This window comes from Kitasatospora sp. NPDC002965 (assembly GCF_040611255.1).
Taxonomy (GTDB): domain Bacteria; phylum Actinomycetota; class Actinomycetes; order Streptomycetales; family Streptomycetaceae; genus Kitasatospora.
The window spans coordinates 19096-38294 of sequence record NZ_JBEXNT010000033.1 but is presented as its reverse complement, the minus strand read 5'-3'; the positions used below and the strand labels follow the sequence as shown (position 1 = coordinate 38294).

The 19199-nt window shown below is 74.0% G+C and carries 15 protein-coding genes; 4 read left to right on the top strand and 11 right to left on the bottom strand.

Annotation, left to right across the window (positions count from 1 at the left end; translation table 11 throughout):
- Positions 1-36 precede the first annotated feature (36 nt).
- Positions 37-1740, bottom strand: a complete 1704-nt coding sequence (locus ABZY91_RS15920) for a serine/threonine-protein kinase (RefSeq protein WP_355402827.1) — start codon at positions 1738-1740, stop codon at positions 37-39.
- A 134-nt stretch (positions 1741-1874) separates the two neighbouring features.
- Complete coding sequence (locus ABZY91_RS15915) at positions 1875-2774, bottom strand: menaquinone biosynthesis protein (RefSeq protein WP_329883283.1); 900 nt, start codon at positions 2772-2774, stop codon at positions 1875-1877.
- A gap of 447 nt (positions 2775-3221) precedes the next feature.
- On the opposite strand from ABZY91_RS15915, the gene ABZY91_RS15910 reads away from it, so the two are divergent.
- A complete protein-coding gene (locus tag ABZY91_RS15910; RefSeq protein WP_329883282.1) occupies positions 3222-3425 on the top strand; it encodes a cold-shock protein in 204 nt (67 codons plus the stop codon).
- A 211-nt stretch (positions 3426-3636) separates the two neighbouring features.
- Here the strand turns inward: ABZY91_RS15910 and ABZY91_RS15905 are convergent, their stop codons facing one another.
- Entirely contained in the window at positions 3637-4983 is a 1347-nt protein-coding gene (locus ABZY91_RS15905; protein ID WP_329883281.1) for a dicarboxylate/amino acid:cation symporter, read from the bottom strand.
- A 443-nt stretch (positions 4984-5426) separates the two neighbouring features.
- Here ABZY91_RS15905 and ABZY91_RS15900 point away from each other — a divergent pair, with 443 nt between their 5' ends.
- Entirely contained in the window at positions 5427-6671 is a 1245-nt protein-coding gene (locus tag ABZY91_RS15900; protein ID WP_329952963.1) for an MFS transporter, read from the top strand.
- 80 nt (positions 6672-6751) lie between these two features.
- Here the strand turns inward: ABZY91_RS15900 and ABZY91_RS15895 are convergent, their stop codons facing one another.
- The 6 genes from ABZY91_RS15895 to ABZY91_RS15870 all read right to left on the bottom strand — a co-directional run bounded on the left by ABZY91_RS15895 (position 6752) and on the right by ABZY91_RS15870 (position 15032).
- Entirely contained in the window at positions 6752-10117 is a 3366-nt protein-coding gene (locus ABZY91_RS15895) for an SdrD B-like domain-containing protein (RefSeq protein WP_355402824.1), read from the bottom strand.
- A gap of 113 nt (positions 10118-10230) precedes the next feature.
- Positions 10231-11406: a LacI family DNA-binding transcriptional regulator gene (locus ABZY91_RS15890; RefSeq protein WP_355402822.1), complete on the bottom strand. Its 1176-nt coding sequence runs from the start codon at positions 11404-11406 to the stop codon at positions 10231-10233.
- Positions 11407-11420: 14 nt separating this feature from the next.
- Positions 11421-11786: a DUF4229 domain-containing protein gene (locus tag ABZY91_RS15885; RefSeq protein ID WP_329883277.1), complete on the bottom strand. Its 366-nt coding sequence runs from the start codon at positions 11784-11786 to the stop codon at positions 11421-11423.
- A gap of 119 nt (positions 11787-11905) precedes the next feature.
- Positions 11906-12433, bottom strand: a complete 528-nt coding sequence (locus ABZY91_RS15880; protein WP_355402820.1) for a GNAT family N-acetyltransferase — start codon at positions 12431-12433, stop codon at positions 11906-11908.
- 149 nt (positions 12434-12582) lie between these two features.
- Positions 12583-13857: an MFS transporter gene (locus ABZY91_RS15875; protein WP_355402854.1), complete on the bottom strand. Its 1275-nt coding sequence runs from the start codon at positions 13855-13857 to the stop codon at positions 12583-12585.
- A 674-nt stretch (positions 13858-14531) separates the two neighbouring features.
- Positions 14532-15032, bottom strand: a complete 501-nt coding sequence (locus ABZY91_RS15870) for an ATP-binding protein (RefSeq protein ID WP_355402818.1) — start codon at positions 15030-15032, stop codon at positions 14532-14534.
- A gap of 586 nt (positions 15033-15618) precedes the next feature.
- Between ABZY91_RS15870 and ABZY91_RS15865 the strand changes: the two genes are divergently transcribed.
- Complete coding sequence (locus ABZY91_RS15865) at positions 15619-16260, top strand: sigma-70 family RNA polymerase sigma factor (protein ID WP_329952959.1); 642 nt, start codon at positions 15619-15621, stop codon at positions 16258-16260.
- Positions 16257-17459, top strand: coding sequence for a zf-HC2 domain-containing protein (locus ABZY91_RS15860; protein ID WP_355402816.1), 1203 nt, complete (start codon positions 16257-16259; stop codon positions 17457-17459). Before ABZY91_RS15865 ends, ABZY91_RS15860 begins: the two co-directional genes overlap by 4 nt.
- Positions 17460-17511: 52 nt before the next feature.
- Here the strand turns inward: ABZY91_RS15860 and purU are convergent, their stop codons facing one another.
- Both purU and ABZY91_RS15850 read right to left on the bottom strand, forming a co-directional pair.
- A complete protein-coding gene (gene purU / locus ABZY91_RS15855) occupies positions 17512-18378 on the bottom strand; it encodes a formyltetrahydrofolate deformylase (RefSeq protein WP_355402814.1) in 867 nt (288 codons plus the stop codon).
- Positions 18379-18535: 157 nt separating this feature from the next.
- On the bottom strand, positions 18536-19051 hold the full coding sequence (locus ABZY91_RS15850; protein WP_329883271.1) for a hypothetical protein: 516 nt from the start codon (positions 19049-19051) through the stop codon (positions 18536-18538).
- Positions 19052-19199: the final 148 nt, after the last annotated feature.

The following is a 19199-nucleotide window of genomic DNA, read 5'->3' as shown; positions in this document are numbered from 1 at the left end:
CGGTTCAGCCTACGCCAGCGCCTCCGCCGCCCCGCGTCAGCCCGCCCGCCGTAGCGTCCCGGACGGGTTCCCGGCCTTCGGGTCGGCCGAGGTGAAGAGGATCGCGCCGTCCTTCTGCAGGGTGAGCGTCTCGGAGTACGAGCCGCCGGTGCAGGCCCCGGGCAGTGAGGAGCGGACCAGCCGGGAGGTGAACACCAGCTTCTCCGGTTCGGCCGAGGTGAGCGTCCAGGCGCCCTCGCAGCTCACCGAGAGCAGCCCGCTGAGCTCGTTGCGGCTGGTGGTGGCCTCCTGACCGAGCGCCGCCTTTCCGACGACCAGGGTGGTGGTGCCGGCGGGCACCCCCTTCTGGGTGTTCATCTCCCCGCGCCAGGTGCCGAGGAAGCGTTCCGGGACGACGCTCGGCCCGGTCGTCGGGGCGCCGGTCCCGGAGGCCCCACCGGACGGCGTCCCCCCGGTCGCCGTCCCGCCCGAGGGCCCTCCCGACGGCGACGACCCGCCGGACGGCCCGCCGGTCGCGGTCGACGGCGGCGGCCGGGTGGCGCCCCCGGTGGCCGGGGCGCTCGGCGAGCCCGTCCCCGTCGCGGTGGCCACGGCGGGCGGGTCCTCCGGCCCCCACACCCGGTAGGCGCCGTAGCCGGCCCCCGCCGCCAGCAGCAGCGCACCCGCCAGGAGCCAGGGCCCGTACCGGCGCCGGGAGGCGGCCCCGACCGCCGGGGTCCCCCCCGTACCCGGCCCGCCGCGCACGTCTGCCCCCGCGCCGGGGACGTAGGTCGGCGTCCGGTCCGCTCCCGGCGCCCCCGGAAACGGCGGGCCCGCTCCCACCGAGGAGACCTCGGCCTCCAGGTCCAGCAGTTGCACCGCGCTCCGCCCGACCGCCGCCGCCAGCGCCGCCGGCAGCCAGCCGCCCCGCCCCAGCCGGGCGGCGGCCGAGCCGTCCGGGTCCAGCCAGGCGCGCAGCTCGCGCGGGGTCGGGCGGGCCGCCGGGTCCTTGGCCAGGCAGGCGAGCACGGCCGAGCGCAACGAACCGTCGGTCAGCCCGGAGAGGTCCGGTTCCTCGTGCACCACCCGGTAGAGGAGGACGGCGGCGCTCACGCCCTCGCCGAAGGGGTGCACCCCGGTCGCGGCGTAGCCGAGCACGGCGCCCAGCGAGAAGACGTCGCTGGGCGGTCCGGCGAGCTGCCCGTTCGCCTGCTCGGGGGACATGAAGCCGGGTGAGCCGACCACGTAGCCGGACTGGGTGAGCCCGCTGGCGGCGTCCAGCGCGCGGGCGATGCCGAAGTCGATCAGCCGCGGACCGTCCAGGGTCAGCAGCACGTTGGACGGTTTGACGTCGCGGTGGACCAGCCCGAGGCCGTGGACGTGGTCGAGCGCCTCGGCGAGGCCGGCCCCGAGGGTCCGGACCGCCGGCTCGGGCAGCGGCCCGTGCTCCGTGACGGCGGCGCCGAGCGCGGGGCCGGCGATGTAGCCGGTGGCCACCCAGGGGCGTTCGCCCTCGGTGTCCGCGTCCAGGACCGGTGCCGTCCAGGAGCCGCCGACCCGTCGGGCGGCGTCCACCTCCTGCCGGAACCGGGCGCGGAACTCGGCGTCCTCGGCCAGTTCGCCGCGGACCACCTTGACCGCCACCGTGCGGCCGCCCGCGGTCCGGCCGAGGTAGACCCGGCCCATGCCGCCCGCACCGAGCCGGCGCAGCAGCCGGTAGGCGCCCACCCGGCGCGGATCGTCCGATCCCAGTGCCTGCATCCCCCGCACGCTCCCCTCGCCGCATGGCCCCGCCTCCGGGACACGGATACCGGGTGCAGACGCTACCGGGCGGCGGGGCAGTGGAGGGCCACAACCCGGGCCACGATCCGGGGCGCGGGCGAGGAGACCGGCGGTCAGGCCACGACGGGCGCCGGTTCCAGCAGCCGGACCGCCACGTCCGGCGCGAAACCGCTGTCGGACGCGACCCGGCGGGCGAACTCGGCCAGTCCGGCCAGCTGCCGCTCGCCGAGCGAGAAGTCCAGCGCCTCGCTGAAGTACCGCTCCAGCACACCGGCGTCGAACGTCTCCCAGCGGGCCGCGTGCGCGGCGACCTCGCGGGCCTCCACCAGGGAGAGGTCCCGGGACTCCAGGAAGGCCCGGTGCACCGCCGCGGTCAGCTCGGGCCGGCGCTCCGCGAAGTCGCGGCGGGCGGCCCAGACCGCGAAGACGAACGGCAGTCCGGTCCACTCCTTCCACATCTCGCCGAGGTCGTGCACGGCCAGGCCCTGCGCGGCCGCCTGACCGAGGTAGGCGCGCAGCGCCGGGTCGCCGATCAGGACGGCCGCGTCGGCCTCGGCGAGCATGGCGTCCAGGTCGGGCGGGCAGCTGAAGTACTCCGGGCGCACGCCCTCGCGCTCCTCCAGCAGCAGCCGGGCGAGCCGTACCGAGGTCCGGCTGGTGGAGCCGAGGGCGACCCGCCGGCCGTCCAGGTCGGCCAGCGGCACCTTGCTGACGATCACGCAGGACATCACGGGGCCGTCGCTGCCGACCGCGATGTCGGGCATCACCAGCAGTTCGTCCGCGTGCCGGAGGTACTCCACGCAGGTGATCGGCCCGATGTCGAGCGAACCGCGGACCAGTTGGTCGCTGAGCTTCTCCGGGGTGTCCTTGGTGAGGTCGAGGTCGAGCAGGTTCCCGGTCCTGGCCAGTCCCCAGTAGAGGGGTACGCAGTTCAGGAACTGGATGTGCCCGACCCGAGGCCGGACCGGGGGGTGCCCCTCGGGATCCCGTGTTTCCGCATCCGGTGGTGCCACTGCGCCGCTCCCTTGCTGTTCGTGCGCCTCCCCGCAGGGTATGCCCGAGGTTCCGGAAGCCCGGCACCGGCCTTCCGACACGCGCGCACGGCGTGCCGGCCCGCTCCGCGTCCGCTGCCGCGACGGGCCGCGTCCACCGGGCCCGACGGGCCGTGCGCGACGGGCCCAACAGCCCGGCGGACACCGCTGATCCGGGCTTTCGACACGTGCGGTCCGGCCTGCAAGTCACCCCTGGTCGTCACAGCAGCCGCATGCTAGCGTTGCCCTCAGTTGCAGTTTGATTCCCCTTGCAGTACTTGAAGCCTGCGGAGCATGTAACCGCAGGCTTTTTGTAGTTTTTCAGCAATATCGAAAAACTCCGGACCCGTCCGGAGGCAGGGCGATCAGCGCAGCGGACCGGGTGCCACACGGTGTGGTCCCCGACACGTCCCTCGCAAGGAGAACGGCATGGCTCAGGGAACCGTCAAGTGGTTCAACGCTGAGAAGGGCTTCGGCTTCATCGCCCAGGAGGGCGGCGGCCCCGACGTCTTCGTCCACTACTCCGCCATCAACGCGAGCGGTTTCCGCTCGCTGGAGGAGAACCAGGCGGTCAGCTTCGACGTCACTCAGGGCCCGAAGGGCCCGCAGGCGGAGAACGTCACCCTTATCTGACCATCCTCACGATGTTCTGATCGCTCGGGACCCCTCGGGTCCGCCGACGGCCGCCGGCCGTCACCAGAGCACAAGAGAGCAACACCCAAGGGGGCCCGCCGTTTTCGGTGGGCCCCCTGCCTTTTCCGGCGCCGGGGGCTGTGCCGCACCCCCTCCGCGGGCATGCGCAGGGCCCCCTCCCCCGCGGGGAGGGGGCCCTGCGTGGAACCGGTCAGGCCGTGGCCGCGGCCTTCGGGCCGGACTGCGCCGGGACGACGGCCGCCGGGGCGTCCGCGTAGAGGTCGCCGGTGGGGTTGTTGTAGGCCACCAGGTCGAGGGTCTTCTCCCGGGCGGCGACCACGATCGGCACGAGAGCCTGGCCGGCGACGTTGGTCGCGGTGCGGATCATGTCGAGGATCGGGTCGATCGCCAGCAGCAGGCCGACGCCCTCCAGGGGCAGGCCCAGGGTGGAGAGGGTCAGGGTCAGCATCACGATCGCGCCGGTGAGACCGGCCGTGGCGGCCGAGCCGATGACCGAGACGAAGGCGATCAGCAGGTAGTCCTTGATGCCGAGGTCGATGCCGTAGACCTGGGCGACGAAGATCGCGGCCAGCGACGGGTAGATCGCGGCGCAGCCGTCCATCTTCGTGGTGGCACCGAACGGCACCGCGAACGAGGCGTACTCGCTCGGCACGCCGAGGCGCTCGGTGACGCGACGGGTGACCGGCAGGGTGCCGACCGAGGAGCGGGAGACGAAGGCCAGCTGGATGGCGGGCCAGGCACCCTTGAAGAAGTTCAGCGGGTTGAGGCCGGCGGCGAACTTCAGCAGCAGGGAGTAGACGACGAACAGCACCAGCGCGCAACCGACGTAGATGTCGACGGTCAGGACGGTGAAGGGCTTCAGCAGGTCCCAGCCGTACTTGGCGACGGACTTGCCGATGAGGCCGAGGGTGCCGAGCGGCGAGAGCCGGATGACCCACCACAGGGCGGTCTGGATCAGCTCCAGGACGGACTCGCTGAGCTTGAGGACCGGCTCGGCCTTCGCGCCGAGCTTGAGGATCGCCGCGCCGGCCACGACCGCCAGGAAGACGATCTGCAGGACCTCGACCTCGGTGAACGCGGTGACGATGTTGGTCGGGAAGATCCCGGTCAGGAAGTCGATCCAGCTGCCGGTGGACTTCGGCGCCTTGAGGCCCTCGGTCTTGAGGTCGGTGCCCTCGCCCGGGTTGGTCAGCAGGCCGAGGCCGAGGCCGATGGCCACCGCGATCAGCGAGGTGATCAGGAACCAGAGCAGCGTGCGGACGGCCAGGCGGGCCGCGTTGGTCACGTTGCGCAGGTTGGCGACGCTCACCAGGATCGCGGTGAAGACCAGCGGGGGGACGGCGAGCTTCAGCAGCTGGACGAAGATCTTGCCGATCGTCTCCAGGGTGGTGGCCAGCCAGGAGATGTCGGCCGCGCGGGCCAGGTAACCGAGCCCGATGCCGAGCACGAGGCCGGCGACGATCTGGACCCAGAAGGGGGTCTTGCGGATTCTGGCGAGCACGGACGGCGACGAGGTCGCCTCGGGCGCTGTGGACATGACGGTGCGGCTCCGGGGGAGGCGTTGCTGACGGTGAGGCGGGGCGGGGAAGGCGACACGGCGGGGGCCGGGGGAGGAGGACCGGCCCCGGTCAGGGGCGTGCCGCCGGAATACAGCTCATCGCGCGACAACGGCGCGGGCTGTCCACAGCACCGGGCAGACGGCACCCGCGGGCGGCGCCGGGCTGCGAGCCCAGGCCGTGCATCCGGAGTGCGTCTGAGGTGGTCATGGCCGATACGTTAGCAGTAAAGGTTTGAGATGTTCAAAGTAGTTGTTTGAGTTCCGGACATGCGCCCACTCGCAGCCCGGTCGGAGTCCGGACACGAACGAAGCTGACGCCCCATCAGATCGACCGCCCGCCCCGATTGACCGCCTGCCGGTTATACGTATAACTTGGATGGCGCCCCCTCCACGCCCACCGCCCAGACCGGAGAACCCCGCCCATGGGCTACCTCGCCCTGCTCCGCGCCCCGCACGTCGGCCGCCTGCTCCTCGGCACCCTGCTCGGCCGCCTCCCGGCCGGCATGACCGCCCTGGTGATCGCGCTCGCCCTGCGCGAGGCCGGCGCGCCGTACAGCCGGATCGGCCTGGCCACCGCCGCGTACGCGATCGCGGCGGCGGTCGGCGGACCGGTGCTCGGCCGGATCGTGGACCGGACGGGGCAGCCCCGCGTCCTGCTCCTCTCCGCCGTGGTCGCCGGCGGCGGGTACACCCTGCTCGCGCTGGCTCCCGGATCGGCCCTGGCCGCGCCGGTCGGCGCCGCGATCGCCGGCCTGGCCATGCCGCCGCTCGAACCCTGCCTCCGCTCGCTCTGGCCGGACGTCGTCGAGGACGAACAGCTCGACACCGCTTACGCGTTCGACTCCGCCGCCCAGCAGATCCTCTACGTCGCCGGTCCGCTCGCGGTGGCCGGGATCGCCGGTGCGGTCAGCCCGGTCGCGGCACTCTGGGTGGCGGCCGGGCTGGGGCTGGCCGGGGCCCTGATCGTGGCCACCACCGCACCGGCCCGGGCCTGGCAGGCGCCGCCGCGCGAGCACTCGGCGGGCCTGCTCGGACCGCTCCGCTCCCCCGGACTGGTGCTGCTGCTGGTCGGCCTGGCCGGCGCCGGCTGGGCGGTCGGTGCGCAGAACGTGCTGTTCATCGCCTACGCGGAGGCCCACGAGCGGACGGACGGGCTCCCGGGCGGCGCGGGCACCCTGCTGGCGCTGGCCGCGCTCGGCGGGCTGCTCGGGGCGCTCGCCTACGGCGCCGTGAAGTGGCGCAGCTCCACCGCCACCCGCACCGGGCTGATGGCGCTCGGCATGGCCGCCTCCTACCTGCCGCTGCTCCTGGTTCCGGGACCGGCCGCGATGGCCGGACTGGCGTTCGTCTCCGGGATCGCCCTCGCCCCGCTGCTGGCGGCGGCGTTCGTCCTGGTCGCCGAGCTTGCCCCGGTCGGCACCGTGACCGAGGCCTTCGCCTGGCTGGTCACGCTCTTCGCGACCGGCAACTCGCTCGGCTACGCGGTCTCGGGCCACCTCGCCGAGGGATCGCTGCGCTCGGTGGCGCTCTGCGCGGCGGGCGGCATCGGCCTGGGCGGGCTGCTGCTGTTCGGCGCCCGCCGCTGGTTCCGGGTCGTCCCCGCCGCCGGCCCGGCGGGCTCCGGCGCGCCCGCCGACGCCGGACCGGTGCCGGTGCCGGTGGGCTGAGCCCGCCCCGAAGACGTGGCTGCGCCCGTCGGGCCGGTGGTCTGGCCGACGGGCGCAGTCACTTTCTCCTGGCCGGTACCTCAGCTGTGGCGGCCTCGGCCTCCCCAGACGATCAGGGCGAGCAGCAGGCCGGTACCGAGCACGGCGGCCGCGAGGATGCCGATCAGGGTGCCCGGTCCGCCGCCGGTGTCGGGCAGCTCACCGCCGTGGCCGGACGAGTGCGTCGGCTTCGGGTGGTGGGTCGTGGGGTGGTGGGTCGTGGGCCGGTGCGTCGGCGAGTGCGTCGGCGACGAGGGCTCGACCGTCGGCGACGGCGAGGGAACGGCCGTGGACGTCGACGAGGTGGGCGACACCGTCGGGGACGGGGAGACCGTCGGGGACGGGGAGACCGTCGGAGACGGGGAGGCGGTCGGCGACGGCGAGACGGTCGGGGACGGGGACGGCGAGGGCGAGGGCGAGGGCGACGGTGTGGGAAGCACCAGTCCCAGGTCCAGGCCGAGGTCCCGCGTCCCGCCGGCCAGCGTGACCGTCTGGGTCACTCCGGTCGTCGGGTCCGCGTCCGAGTCCAGCTCCCGGTCCGCCCCGGCGGCCCGCCGGGTCACCGTGGCCCCCTCGGGCAGCGTGGTCAGGTCGAACCGCGCCGCGTACACCCCGTCCGGCAACTGCTCGAACAGGTAGTGCCCGCTCGCGTCCGTGACCGCCGCGACCGGCCGGCCGCTCTTGTCCCGGACCGCCCGGCCCTCGCCGTCCAGCAGCTCGACCCGGACGCCGGGGACGCCGGGTTCACCGGGCTGCTGGATGCCGTCGCCGTTGAGGTCGTTCCAGACGAAGTCGCCGAGCGCGTTGGCCGGCGGGACGGCCTGCTCGACGCCGACCCCGACCTTGGCCGGTTCGGCGGGCAGGAACGGACGGCCGGAGGCGTCGGTGGCGGAGTAGGCGAAGCTGTTCCAGGCGAACTCGTCCGCACCCGCGTCGAACGAGGCGACCATGGGCCAGGTCAGGGTGAACAGTGCGCCGGGGGCGAGCGTGCCGGGGCGGGCCACCCGGAACCAGGTGGCGGTGCCGGGGCCGGGGAAGGCCGTGCTCCACTGCGCGCCGGCGTCGCACGGGCCGGGCACCGCGAAGTCGGCGGGCAGGCAGGGGTCGGGCGAGGTGGTGTACTCGATCACCACGGTCGGGTCGCTGGAGGTCAGCGGCTCCACCAGGGAGGGCGTCCAGGCCGAGCTGCGCGGGGTGTCCGGCCGCAGCACGTACCCGTCGCCGGGGGTGGGCAGCTTGTCGTACGCGACGAACTCGGTGACCGGGTCGGCGGAGTCGTTGCGGACGGTCAGCCGGTAGGAGATGCCGCCGCCGGGCCGGGTGGTTCCGGTGGTGGTGTAGTCGGGGTCGAGGTCGCCCCTGACCTCCTTGTAGGACCGCAGCACGGCCGGTACCTGCACCTCGACCTGCGAGGAGGCGTGGCACAGGGTCTCGGTGGCGTCGCCGTCCTTGTCGAGGTCCTGGGCATCCGGCACCCCGCTGTCACTGCCGAAGTAGAAGCAGGCGACCGGGGGGCCGCTGCCCTCGGTGGTGACGTACACGTCGTTGGTCAGGGTGCCGGGGCGGGCGCTGCCGGCCACCTGGACGTCGATCAGGGTCCGGTAGGCCCGGTGGTCGTTCAGGTACATCATGTCGGGGCTTCCGGCCGGCCAGGTCAGCTTGAGCAGCTGCCGCCCGTCGGGGCCGGGCAGCACCGCGACGGACTCCGGGGGGACCGACTCCGCGTAGGCGGGGTCAGGGCGCGCGCTGCCCTCGACGTAGACCATGCCGGGCGGCAGCAGGTCGTAGAGGACGAGCGGACGGTCGAGGGTGCGGCCGGTCCGGTTGTACGGGGTGATCTGGAAGGTGGCCACCCCGCCGGGGGAGAGCACGGCGCCGGCCACGGTGGTCTTGGCGGCACCCAGGTTGGTGGCGGCGGTGACGGTGGAGTCGGCGCAGGCGTTGGCGGCCGAGGTGTCGCCGGCCGCGTCGGTGCCGACCACGTCGACGCAGTTGCGCAGCGGGACGGGCGCGGGGCGCCCGTCGTGGCCGGGGGTGATGGTCTGGGCGAGCAGCTGGACGGAGTTGCCGGGGCTCCAGCCGGTCGGGATCGGGCCGGTCCAGGTGAACCGCAGGCCGTCGAGGTAGCGGCCGGCCGGGATGCCGAGCACGTCGTTGGCCGGGTCGCCGGCGCCCGTGGCGAAGGTGATCCGGCGGGTGCCGGACCCGTTCAGCGGGGTGCCCGGGGTGAAGGTCTGCCAGGCGGGGTCGCCGTCCAGCCGGTACTCCAGGGCGAGACCGATCGAGGTGGGGTTCCACGCCTCCAGCTGGATGGACTGCGGGATCAGCCAGTTGTACAGGTTGGCGGTGGTGCCGGTGCCCGGGTCGGTCACCACCAGGCCGGTGATCGGACCGGCGACGTTGCTGGGGCGCAGGCTGAAGGAGGTGAGGTCGCCGGAGACGGAGGTCGCCTGCCACACCTTGGAGGCGCCGACCTGGATGCCGGTGACGGGCGGTTGGAAGACCGGGGTGTCGGCGGTGGCGGTGGAGAGGTCCCGCTGCGGTTCGGGGCCGAGCGGGTCGCCCTGGAGCGTCACGGTGTTGGTGGAGGTGGTGCCGCTGGGGAACGTCGGGTCGGGGTAGTTGACCACCAGGACGCCGGGGATGCGGCAGCCGGCCTGGCCGTTGCCGGCCCGGAAGGCGCCGATGTCGTACACCCAGGTGGTGGAGCCCGCCGGGTCGTTGACCCAGCCCGGGGAGCGGCCGGTGTCCACCACCGCACCGGGCGGCAGGGTGTCGACCAGCCGGCTGCCGTCCAGGTCGACGTTGGGCACGTTGGCGGTCGAGCAGGCGCTGAACTGGTAGGTGACCGAGCGACCGTCCTGGCTGCTGCCCTGGACACCCTTGGTGGTGGTGTAGCTGGGCTGGACCACGGCGGTGGTGCCGGCCGTACCGGTCTGCGGCTGCTCCCCGTCGGCGGTGAGGGTGGCCGAGTTGGTGCTCTGGGTGCCGTTGGCGGTGGTGAAGTTGGGGTACCTCAGGACCACGTTGATGGTGGCGGTGGTCCCCGGGGTGAGGTCCTGCAGTCTGGCCGTGAGGGTGCCGCCCACGGCGCCGGGCGCCGGGACGGTGGAGTTGGGGACGTCGACGGTGGAGGCGTCCGGGGTCCAGCCGACGAACTCCATCCCGGCCGGGAGCGTGTCGACGATCTGCCCGTTGACGCAGTCGCTGACCGAGCAGGTGTAGCGCAGTGTGTAGGTGACGTTCTCGCCGGGTACCGGGTTGGGCTTGTCCACCGACTTCGTGAAGGTGACGGCGGCCTCGGCGGGCGGGGCGGTCAGGGTGCCGGTCAGCAGGGTGCCACCGATCAGGCCCAGGGATGCGGCCAGGAGTGGCAGGCGTGAGGGTTTAGGTCGAAACGTCCACATATCGGAATCTCATCGCCCGCCCATCCGGCCACGGCGTCGGCGCGAGTCGGTATGACGATATTTCACCCGTCGGGCCCAGCCCGGCCGAGCGGTCCACCGACCGGAACGGACGGTCAGTCCGTCCGCCCCGGAGCGGTGGAGGACCGCAGCACCAGCGAGGTGGCGAGCGGCGCCACCGGCGCCACCGGCTCGCCGCGGAGCAGCCGGGCGAGCGCCGCGACACCGGCCCGGCCCAGTTCCTCGCCCGGCAGGTCGACGGTGGTGAGCGGCGGGGCGAGCAGCGCGGCCACCGGGACGTTGTCGATACCGACCACCGAGAGGTCGGCGGGCACCCGCAGGCCGAGTTCGGCGGCGGCCTGGTAGACGCCCGAGGCGACCACGTCGTCGTCGCAGATCACCGCCCGCGGGCGGGCCGGGTGCTCCAGCAGCCGGTGGGCGGCGACGCGCGCGGCGGACTGACCCTCGTTCAGGCTGACGCCCAGTTCGAGCACGTCCAGGCCGAGCGACCGGACGGCCTCCTCGAAGGCGGCCTGGCGGACCCGGAAGGTGTAGGCGGAGTGGGTGGAGCGGAGCCGGCCGATCCGGCGGTGGCCCAGTGCCGCCAGGTGCTCGACGGCGGCGCGCATGCCGCCGGCCACGTCCAGCTCGACCGTCGGGCGGGCGCGGTCGGTGCCCGGGTCGGCGTCCAGGAAGACCGCGGGGGTGTCGGCGGGCAGTTCGCCGAGCTGGCTGTCGTCCGGGGAGCAGATCAGCAGGCCGTCGAACCGGCTGGTGGTGGCGGCCTCGGCGAGGGTCGCGCTCCCCCAGCCGGAGCTGACCACGACGGCCAGGCCGTGCTTGCCCGCCTCCTCGTGGACGCCCTCCAGCACCCGGCCGAAGAACGGGCCGAGGATGTTCGGCACGGCCAGCAGGATCATGCCGCTGCGGCCGAGGCGCAGCTGCCGGCCGGCCGCCTGCGGGCGGTAGCCGAGCCCGCGCGCGGCCTCGCGGACCCGTTCCCGGGTGGCGTCGGAGACCCGGCGGCCCGCCTCCGAGCCGGAGAACACCAGCGAGACGGTGGCCTGGGAGACCCCGGCGAGCCGGGCCACGTCCCGGCCGGTGGGCCGCCGGACGGGGGCCGGCCAGGTACCGGCCGCGGGCCCGTCGCCCTCGACCGCGTGCTCCGGGGACCCGGCACCGGCGGCACCGGGCGGACCCGTCGCACCGGCCGGCGTCCCCGGCGGTACGACGTCACCGGGCCCGGCGTCGTCGGGGACGGCGCCGGGCGTGGCGGGACCGGAGCGGGGCACGTCGGCGGCGCTGGTCAGTTCGGCGCGGCGGCGGTCCGGGCGGACGTGGCCGCCGCCGAGCGGGCGGCGTCGTCGGCCGCGTCCTCCTCGGCGTTCTGGGCGGCGATCTTCTGCGCCGTCCGCGTCCGGATGCCGTCCACCCGGCCGGAGATCTCGGCCGACATGTCGTCGCGCTGCCTGTGCAGCAGCACGTAGCTGAGCGGCGCCGAGACGAGGGCGGCCAGCAGGAACAGGAAGACCGTGCCGGACTGGCCCTTGACCGGGATCACCTGGAAGTGCCCCAGCAGCAGGGCGACCAGCAGGCAGCCGAGGAAGATGGAGACCCGCATGGAGGTGTAGCGGAGTGTGGCGTGCGACTTCTTGCTCACAGTGCTGCTCACCGGGGACACGTCCTTCTCTGCGCGGGGGCTGGCCGGTCTCCCAGTGAAGCATGCCCGGGCGGCCCGCCGGGGAACGGGTCCGCCGTCCCCGGGCGGACGGCGCTCCGCCGGGGGTGCGGTCAGCGCAGGTCGAGCCACATGGTGACCTCGTCGCGGTCGTCACCGGGCGCGATCCGGACGGCACCCGGGACCCGGCCGGCCTCGGTGTAGCCGCTGCGCCCGTAGAACGACTCCAGGCCGAGCCCGCCGCGCAGGTGGAGCCGCAGACCTGCCAGGCCCCACTCCCGGGCGATCCGTTCGGCCTCGGCCATCAGCACCGCGCCGTAGCCGCGCCCCTGGAGCTCGGGGTGCACCATCACCCGGGAGAGCACCCGCCAGTGCTCCATCAGTTCGAAGCGCATCGACTCGAAGACCAGCAGACCGGCCAGCCGTCCCGTCCCGGCCTCCCGGGCCACCAGCAGCCGGTCCGGCCCGGCCGGCGCGATTCCGGCGAACTGCTTCTCGGCGGTGACCCAGACCTCGTCCTCGGTGACCGGGGGCACGAAGCCCACCGCGCCGCCGGCGTTGCTGGCCTCGGTCCACAGCCGGGTGATCTCGCCGCGCAGACCGGGGTCGAGGTCGGGGTCGAGGGTGAAGATGAGCGTCATGGGTGCGAAGCCTAGTCGCCCCTTACGACATGACCCCGGCGACAGGCCGCCACCCTCCGGGAGGACACCCCGGCAGCCCCCGGCAACCCCCGGCAGTCCGCCCTCACGGGGGGCCGCTCTCAGGGTGGGCCGTGCTCACGAAGGGCCCCTCACGACAGCGCCGGGTCGATCCGCTCCGGCCGGGCCTCCCGGAGCGCCAGGCAGAGGACGACGGCGATCGCGCAGAGTCCCCCGGCCGCGTACCAGGCGAGGTCGTAGTCGCCGAACGCGTCCCTGGAGAGCCCGGCCAGCCCGGCGACCACGGCCGCGCCGATCTGGTGGCAGGCCAGCACCCAGCCGAACACGATCGGTGCGTCGGCGCCGAAGTGGTGACGGCAGAGCGCGACGGTCGGCGGCACGGTGGCCACCCAGTCCAGCCCGTAGAAGATCACGAAGGCCAGGATCGGCGGCTCCGGCGTACCCGCGAACAGCTGCGGCAGCAGGAGCAGCGAGAGCCCGCGCAGCGCGTAGTAGACGACCAGCAGCCGGCCGGCGTCGAAGCGGTCGGTGAACCAGCCGCTGGCGACGGTGCCGACCACGTCGAAGACGCCGATCAGCGCCAGCAGGCTCGCCGCCGTGGTGACCGGCAGCCCGTGGTCGTGGGCGGCCGGGATGAAGTGGGTGCCGACCAGGCCGGCGGTGGTCGCGCCGCAGATCGCGAAGGAGGAGGCCAGCAGCCAGAACGCCCGGCTCCGGGACGCCGTGCGGAGCACCCTCAGCGAACGGGCCAGCGCCCGCCCGTCGGCCGCCGGGGCGGGGGGCTCCTCGGTCGCGCCGTACGGGAGCAGGCCCAGGTCGGCGGGCCGCTCACGCATCAGGAGCAGCACCGGGACGGCGACGGCGGTCGCCGCCAGCGAGACCACCACGACGGCCGAACGCCAGCCGTGCTGCTCGACCAGCCAGGCGCCGACCGGCAGGAAGACCAGGTTGCCCGCCGCTCCGGCGGCCGTCAGCACCCCGGTGACCAGCCCCTGCCGGGCCTGGAACCAGCGGCCGGTGATCGTGGTGGCGAACGCGCCGGCCATCGAGCCGCTGCCGAGACCCACCAGCACTCCCCAGCAGAGCACCAGTTGCCAGGGCTCGCGCATCAGCATGGTCAGACCGGCGCCGACCGAGATGGTCAGCAGCGCGCAGACCACCACCAACCGCACGCCGAACCGGTCCATCAGCGCGGCGGCGAAGGGGGCGGTGAGTCCGTAGAGGGTGAGGTTGACCGAGGTGGCGCTGGATATCGTGCCCGTCGACCAGCCGAACTCGTGGTGCAGCGCATCCATCATCAGGCTGGGCGTGGAGCGGAATCCGGCCGAGCCGAGCAGCACCACCAGCGAGACGGCGGCCACCACCCAGGCGTAGTGCACCCGGGGCGCACGGGCGGCGGGGAGCACCCGGGCGGAACCGGGGGCGGTGGGGCGGGCGGGGGCGTGCGGTTCGTTCACCCGCCAGAGTCTCCCGAAGGGGCCGGCGGGCGACGAGGGGCGGGACTGCCGAATTTCGTCGGAATCGGGCCAGTGAGGGGCAGGAACCGGCCGACCGGAACCGGTCGTTCGGCCGGCGACCCCGGTGGCCGAAAACAACCGCCCCCACGGGCAGATCGGATGACGGCGGGCCGCACGCACCCCGAGCACGGCACGGCCGGCCGCCATCCAACCTCGACGCACGGGCCCTGAACCCGCGCCGCACCCTCCGCACTCGCCAAGGAGCCAGCACACGACGACAGACCGCGGCCCCCCTGCTGACGTGATCCCCCTGGACAGCAGCACCGCAGCGGCGTTCGGGTGTTCCCTCGGCGTCCCCTCGCAACGAAGAGCTGCACCCAAGCGTGATCAGTCGGATACGTCACGTCAATGGGTTGTCCGAAATTCGGAATGGTTGCGTCAGCTTTCGGCCCGACGATCACCGGGCCGCCGCACGCCCCGTTCGGACGCTCCGTCGGGCACGCCTCGGCCGTGCGCCGGCGCGGTTCGGCCCCTCCGCCGGGGCTCGGCAGCCGTGCACGGCGCCGGGTGCCGGGTGCCGGGTGCCGGGTGCCGGGTGCCGGGTGCCGGGTGAGCACCCGTCACTACTGGACCAGGGCGGCCCAGTCCACGACGGCCAGCGGGTCCGTCGGCCGGGCGTCCGGGCTGATCTCGCACCAGACCCGCTTGCCGGCCCCGTCCGGGTACCAGCCCCAGCGGTCGCAGAGCAGCTCGACCAGCTCCAGGCCGCGGCCGTTGGTGGCGTCCACGTCCGGCCCGGCGTGCCGGGGGGCGGGGGCGGCCTGGCTGGCGTCGGCGACCTCGACCCGCAGCGGGCCGACCGTCGCCGTCTCACGCACCCCGGCGGCCGGTGCGGCCTCGGCCGGGCCCTCGCCGATCGGGAAGCAGAGTCTCAGCACGGCCGGGCAGCCGGTGTGCACCACCGCGTTGGTCACCAGCTCGGAGACCACCAGCACGACCGTCTCGGCGATGGGCGCGTCCGGGTCCACACCGTGGTTGAGCAGCCGTGAGCGCACCCACCGGCGGGCCCGGCCGACCTCGGCGGGGTCCGCCTGCACCGCCAGCTGTACCTGTAGAACCTGCACTGCTCCACCACCTGCACTCGCAGTTCGGCCATCGTCCCGGCCTGGCCTGATCACCCGGCCTGCCCGGGCACACACCGGGCCGCCCATCGGGTCGCCGTCCCCCGGGTCGGCCGCCGCCCGTCGGGCCGCCGCACGTCACACCCGGTACGACGCACCCGCGTCACCTCGTCCGTCGCGCACCGGCCGCGACACGAACACGCCTCAGGATGATTCGGCGGACCGGCCGCAGCAAGCGCTTCGGGCATATTCCAGCGATCGGGGGACAGGGCAGGGCATACTGTCCCGCTCACTCTGGCGAGCCTCGGACCGGCGATCGCCCGGCCCGGGCCGACCGGCCGAGGATGCAGTGGTGAACCTACCGCCGCCCGCCCCCGCCGCCGCTCCCGCCACTCGCGAACCACCCGTGCAACATATGTCCAGCCACCTTCGAACAGGCCCGGCGCGACAGCCGGATCGACGGCAGATCCCACGATCCGACCATCCGAAACCGGCTCCTCCGTTCTTCACCGAATCCCTCCACCGCCCGAACGGCGCGGGATACCGTGGGGCACGTCAACGGTCCGCACGGCAGGAGGGGTGGTGACCGATGGCCACCACCGACGGCGCCCCTCGTTGGGACGAACAGCTCCAGCGGCGGCTGGCCCGCGGCGAGGAGACCGCACTCGGCGAGCTGTACGACCAACTCGCGCCGATGGTGCACGGGTTGGCCGGCCGGATACTCGCCGACCAGACGGCCGCCGCCCAGCTCACGCGGGAGATATTCGCCCACGTCTGGGAGCACCCCGAGGCCTTCGACCCGGCCCGCGGCTCGCTCCGCTCCTGGCTCGGCGCACTCACCCACCGCCGCGCCGTGGACCGGCTGCGGGCCCGCCGCGCCGCCGAGGCCGGACCGGCCGCAGCCGGTGAGGACGGCGCAGCCGAGGAGGAGATCCGGACGGTGGCCACCGCCGCCCGCGTCCAGTACGTGGTCGCCTCCCTGCCGCAGCCCCTGCGTGAGACCATCGCCGAGTCCTACTACGACGGCCGCACCTACCAGGAGACCGCCCACCGGCTCGGCATCAGCGAACAGACCGCCAAACAGCGGATGCGGCTCGGTCTGGAGCTCCTGGCCACCGAACTCGAAGAGGAACGCTCCCGCCACCGGCGCACCCCGGCGCCGGGGGACCATGGCGGCACGGACGGCCGGGACTGCGGCAACGGGCAGCGGAAGGAGGGCGGGGAGGCGTGACGATCGCCGACGACCGACACGAGGCCCTGCGCTCCCTGCTCGGTGCCTGGGCCCTCGGCGCCGTCCCGCACCGCGAGGCCGCCGAACTGGAAGAGCACCTGCGGGCCTGCCCGGGGTGCGCCGCGGAGGCGGCCCGGCTGCGCGAGGCGGCCGGCTGGCTCGGCGTGGAGGAGCCCCTCGACCAGCCCGGCCCGCTGCGCCAGCAGGTGCTCGACTGGTGCCTCGCCCGCCGCCCGGCCGACCTGCCCGTCCCGGCCTGGGGCGCGCCCTACACGGCCGAGACCGCCAAGCTCGACGCGCTGCTCCGCGACCTCGGCCCGGAGGAGTGGCAGGAGGTGGCCGAACTCCCGTGGCACGGCGGCACCGAGTACCTGCGGCCGGCCGAGGTGCTCTGCCACCTCGCCGCCGTGGACGGCTACCTGGCCGTCGCCCTCGGCCTGCCCGACCCCGTCCCGGGCGGCGTCGCACCGGCCGTCGCCCGGCGGGTGCCGCCGCAGGAGGCCGTCCCGCCGCTCCCCCGGGTGCCGCCGCAGGGCGTCCCGCGCTGGGCCGGGATCACCGAGCGGACCGCCCGGCTGACCGCCGAGCAGGCCGGGCAGCCGCCGCAGCGGGTGCGCGCCAGGTGGCGCCGGCACTGCCACGAGCTGGTCCGCTCCGCCGCGCTCGCCCCGCAGGGCAACACCCCGGTCGACTTCGGCTTCGCGACCGTCCCGCTGCGGGACGCCTTCGTCGACCGGGCCTTCGAGTGCTACGTGCACGGCGAGGACGTGGCCCGGGCGGTCGCCTACCCGTACGACCCGCCGGCCCCGCAGCACCTGCGGCAGATGATCGACCTGGCCGTCCGGATGCTGCCGTTCGCCCTGGCCGGGCAGCGCACGGCCCGCCCCGAGCACGCCGGGGCGCCCGCGGGAGCGCCCGAGAGCCGGGCGGAGGGCCGGACCGGCGACGAGCGGACCGGACGACGGGTCAGGCTGGTGATCGACGGCCCGGCCGCCGGCGAGTGGCTGATACCGCTGGACGGACCGGAGTCCGGTCCGCCCGGGGGCGAGCCGGTGGCCGCCCTGGTGCTGGACGGGCTGGAGTTCTGCCAGCTGGCCGCCGCGCACCGCGACCCGGACCGGGTACCGGTCGGCGAGCACGGCGACCGGGCCGCGATCCGTGAGGTGCTGCGCGCGACGCCGCTGCTCTCGCGGCCCTGACCGCGAACGGCCCCGGCGGTACCGGACCGCCGGGGGCCGGTACCCCGGAGGATCAGGTGAAGACGACGGTGCGAGTCCCGTTCAGCAGCACCCGGCGCTCGCTGTGCCACTTCACCGCTCGGGCCAGCGCCTGGCACTCGACGTCCCGGCCGAGCGCGACCAGCTGGTCCGGGGTGACGTCGTGGGTCACCCGGGCCACCTCCTGCTCGATGATCGGGCCCTCGTCGAGGTCGGCGGTCACGTAGTGCGCCGTGGCGCCGATCAGCTTCACGCCCCGGGCGTGCGCCTGGTGGTACGGCTTGGCGCCCTTGAAGCTCGGCAGGAAGGAGTGGTGGATGTTGATCACCTTGCCGGAGAGCTCCCTGCAGAGGCGGTCCGAGAGCACCTGCATGTAGCGGGCGAGCACGACCAGTTCGACGTTCTCCTTGGCGACCAGGTCCAGCAGCTGCTGCTCGGCGTCGTCCTTGGTGTCCCGGGTGACCGGGATGTGGTGGAACGGGATGCCGTAGCCCTCGGTCAGGTCCTGGAAGTCGGTGTGGTTGGAGACCACCGCGGCGATCTCCACCGGCAGCGCGCCGATCCGGGTGCGGAACAGCAGGTCGTTGAGGCAGTGCCCGAACTTGCTGACCATCAGGACGATCCGGAGCCTGTCCTCGCTCGGGTGGATCTGCCAGTCCATCCCGAACGAGGCCCCGATCGCGGCGAAACTGGCCCGGAGCTTGTCGGCCGTCACCGGCTCGACGGCGGAGAAGTGCACCCGCATGAAGAACAGACCGCTGTCCCCGTCACCGAACTGCTGGCTGTCGATGATGTTGCACCCGGTCATGAAGAGGTAACTGGAGACCGCGTGGACGATGCCCTGCTTGTCGGGGCAGGACAGCGTGAGGACGTACTGGGCGCTGGCCGGCTGCTGTTCCACGGTGGTGGTGTCCCGTCCTGAGCTCGTGCGAGTGTGAATGGTCCAGCGTTTCACACTCCGGGACGGGCCCGGTCCGGCTGCCCGCACTCCAAGACGGGCCTGCGCGACGGGCCCCGGACCCGGCCCGACGGGGCGCGGACCGCTCCCCGGACGGGCCTCAGACCTGGGTCAGGATCCGCAGCACGTCCAGCGAACGCGGCGGGGCGTCCGGGTCGTCGCCGTCGCCGGCCGCGAGCCTGACGTGCGCCTCGCGGGCCGCCCGGACCGCCTCCGGCCAGTCCTGGTGCGCCAGGTACGCGGAGGTCGGGGCGTCCGCACCGACCTGGTGCAGGATCTGCACCACCCGCAGCACCGCCACGTCGACCAGCGCGGCCTCGGCGGAGTCCCGGAAGATCGTTCCGACGTACTTCTCGGCCGACCAGCGGTCCAGCCAGGTGTCCTCGACCAGCCGGTAGACGGCGTCGGTCACGTCGCCGTACCCCTCCCGGCCGGTCAGCCAGGTGTCCTGCTGGAACCCGGGGTCGGAAAGCATGTGGAGCGCCGAGCGGAGGCGGGCCCGCCAGCGCCACCAGGGCAGGTCGTTGAGCGACATGCCGCCCATCGTGCTGGAGCGGTGGCCCGGACGAGAAGGGTTTCGGGCAGACCGATACGAAGAATCTGTGCTGGCGGACATGAACGACGATCGTACGTTCCCCCACCGTTCGTACTCCACTCCCGCTCTACACGCGTCCGTGCCCCGAGTTCTGCTGTCGTTTCCCGTCCGTTCGCTTTTCGGCCCTCTCGGCTTGCGGCGTCAAGGCTTGGCTGGTCCCCGTGCGCAG

Excerpts from the sequence above, each read along its gene's own strand:
- ABZY91_RS15880 (WP_355402820.1), bottom strand. The coding sequence starts at position 12,433 with ATGACGCTCATCTTCACCCTCGACCCCGACCTCGACCCCGGTCTGCGC.
- ABZY91_RS15850 (WP_329883271.1), bottom strand. The coding sequence starts at position 19,051 with ATGTCCGCCAGCACAGATTCTTCGTATCGGTCTGCCCGAAACCCTTCT.
- ABZY91_RS15920 (WP_355402827.1), bottom strand. The coding sequence starts at position 1,740 with ATGCAGGCACTGGGATCGGACGATCCGCGCCGGGTGGGCGCCTACCGG.
- ABZY91_RS15905 (WP_329883281.1), bottom strand. The coding sequence starts at position 4,983 with ATGTCCACAGCGCCCGAGGCGACCTCGTCGCCGTCCGTGCTCGCCAGA.
- ABZY91_RS15895 (WP_355402824.1), bottom strand. The coding sequence starts at position 10,117 with ATGTGGACGTTTCGACCTAAACCCTCACGCCTGCCACTCCTGGCCGCA.
- ABZY91_RS15910 (WP_329883282.1), top strand. The coding sequence starts at position 3,222 with ATGGCTCAGGGAACCGTCAAGTGGTTCAACGCTGAGAAGGGCTTCGGC.
- ABZY91_RS15865 (WP_329952959.1), top strand. The coding sequence starts at position 15,619 with ATGGCCACCACCGACGGCGCCCCTCGTTGGGACGAACAGCTCCAGCGG.
- ABZY91_RS15900 (WP_329952963.1), top strand. The coding sequence starts at position 5,427 with ATGGGCTACCTCGCCCTGCTCCGCGCCCCGCACGTCGGCCGCCTGCTC.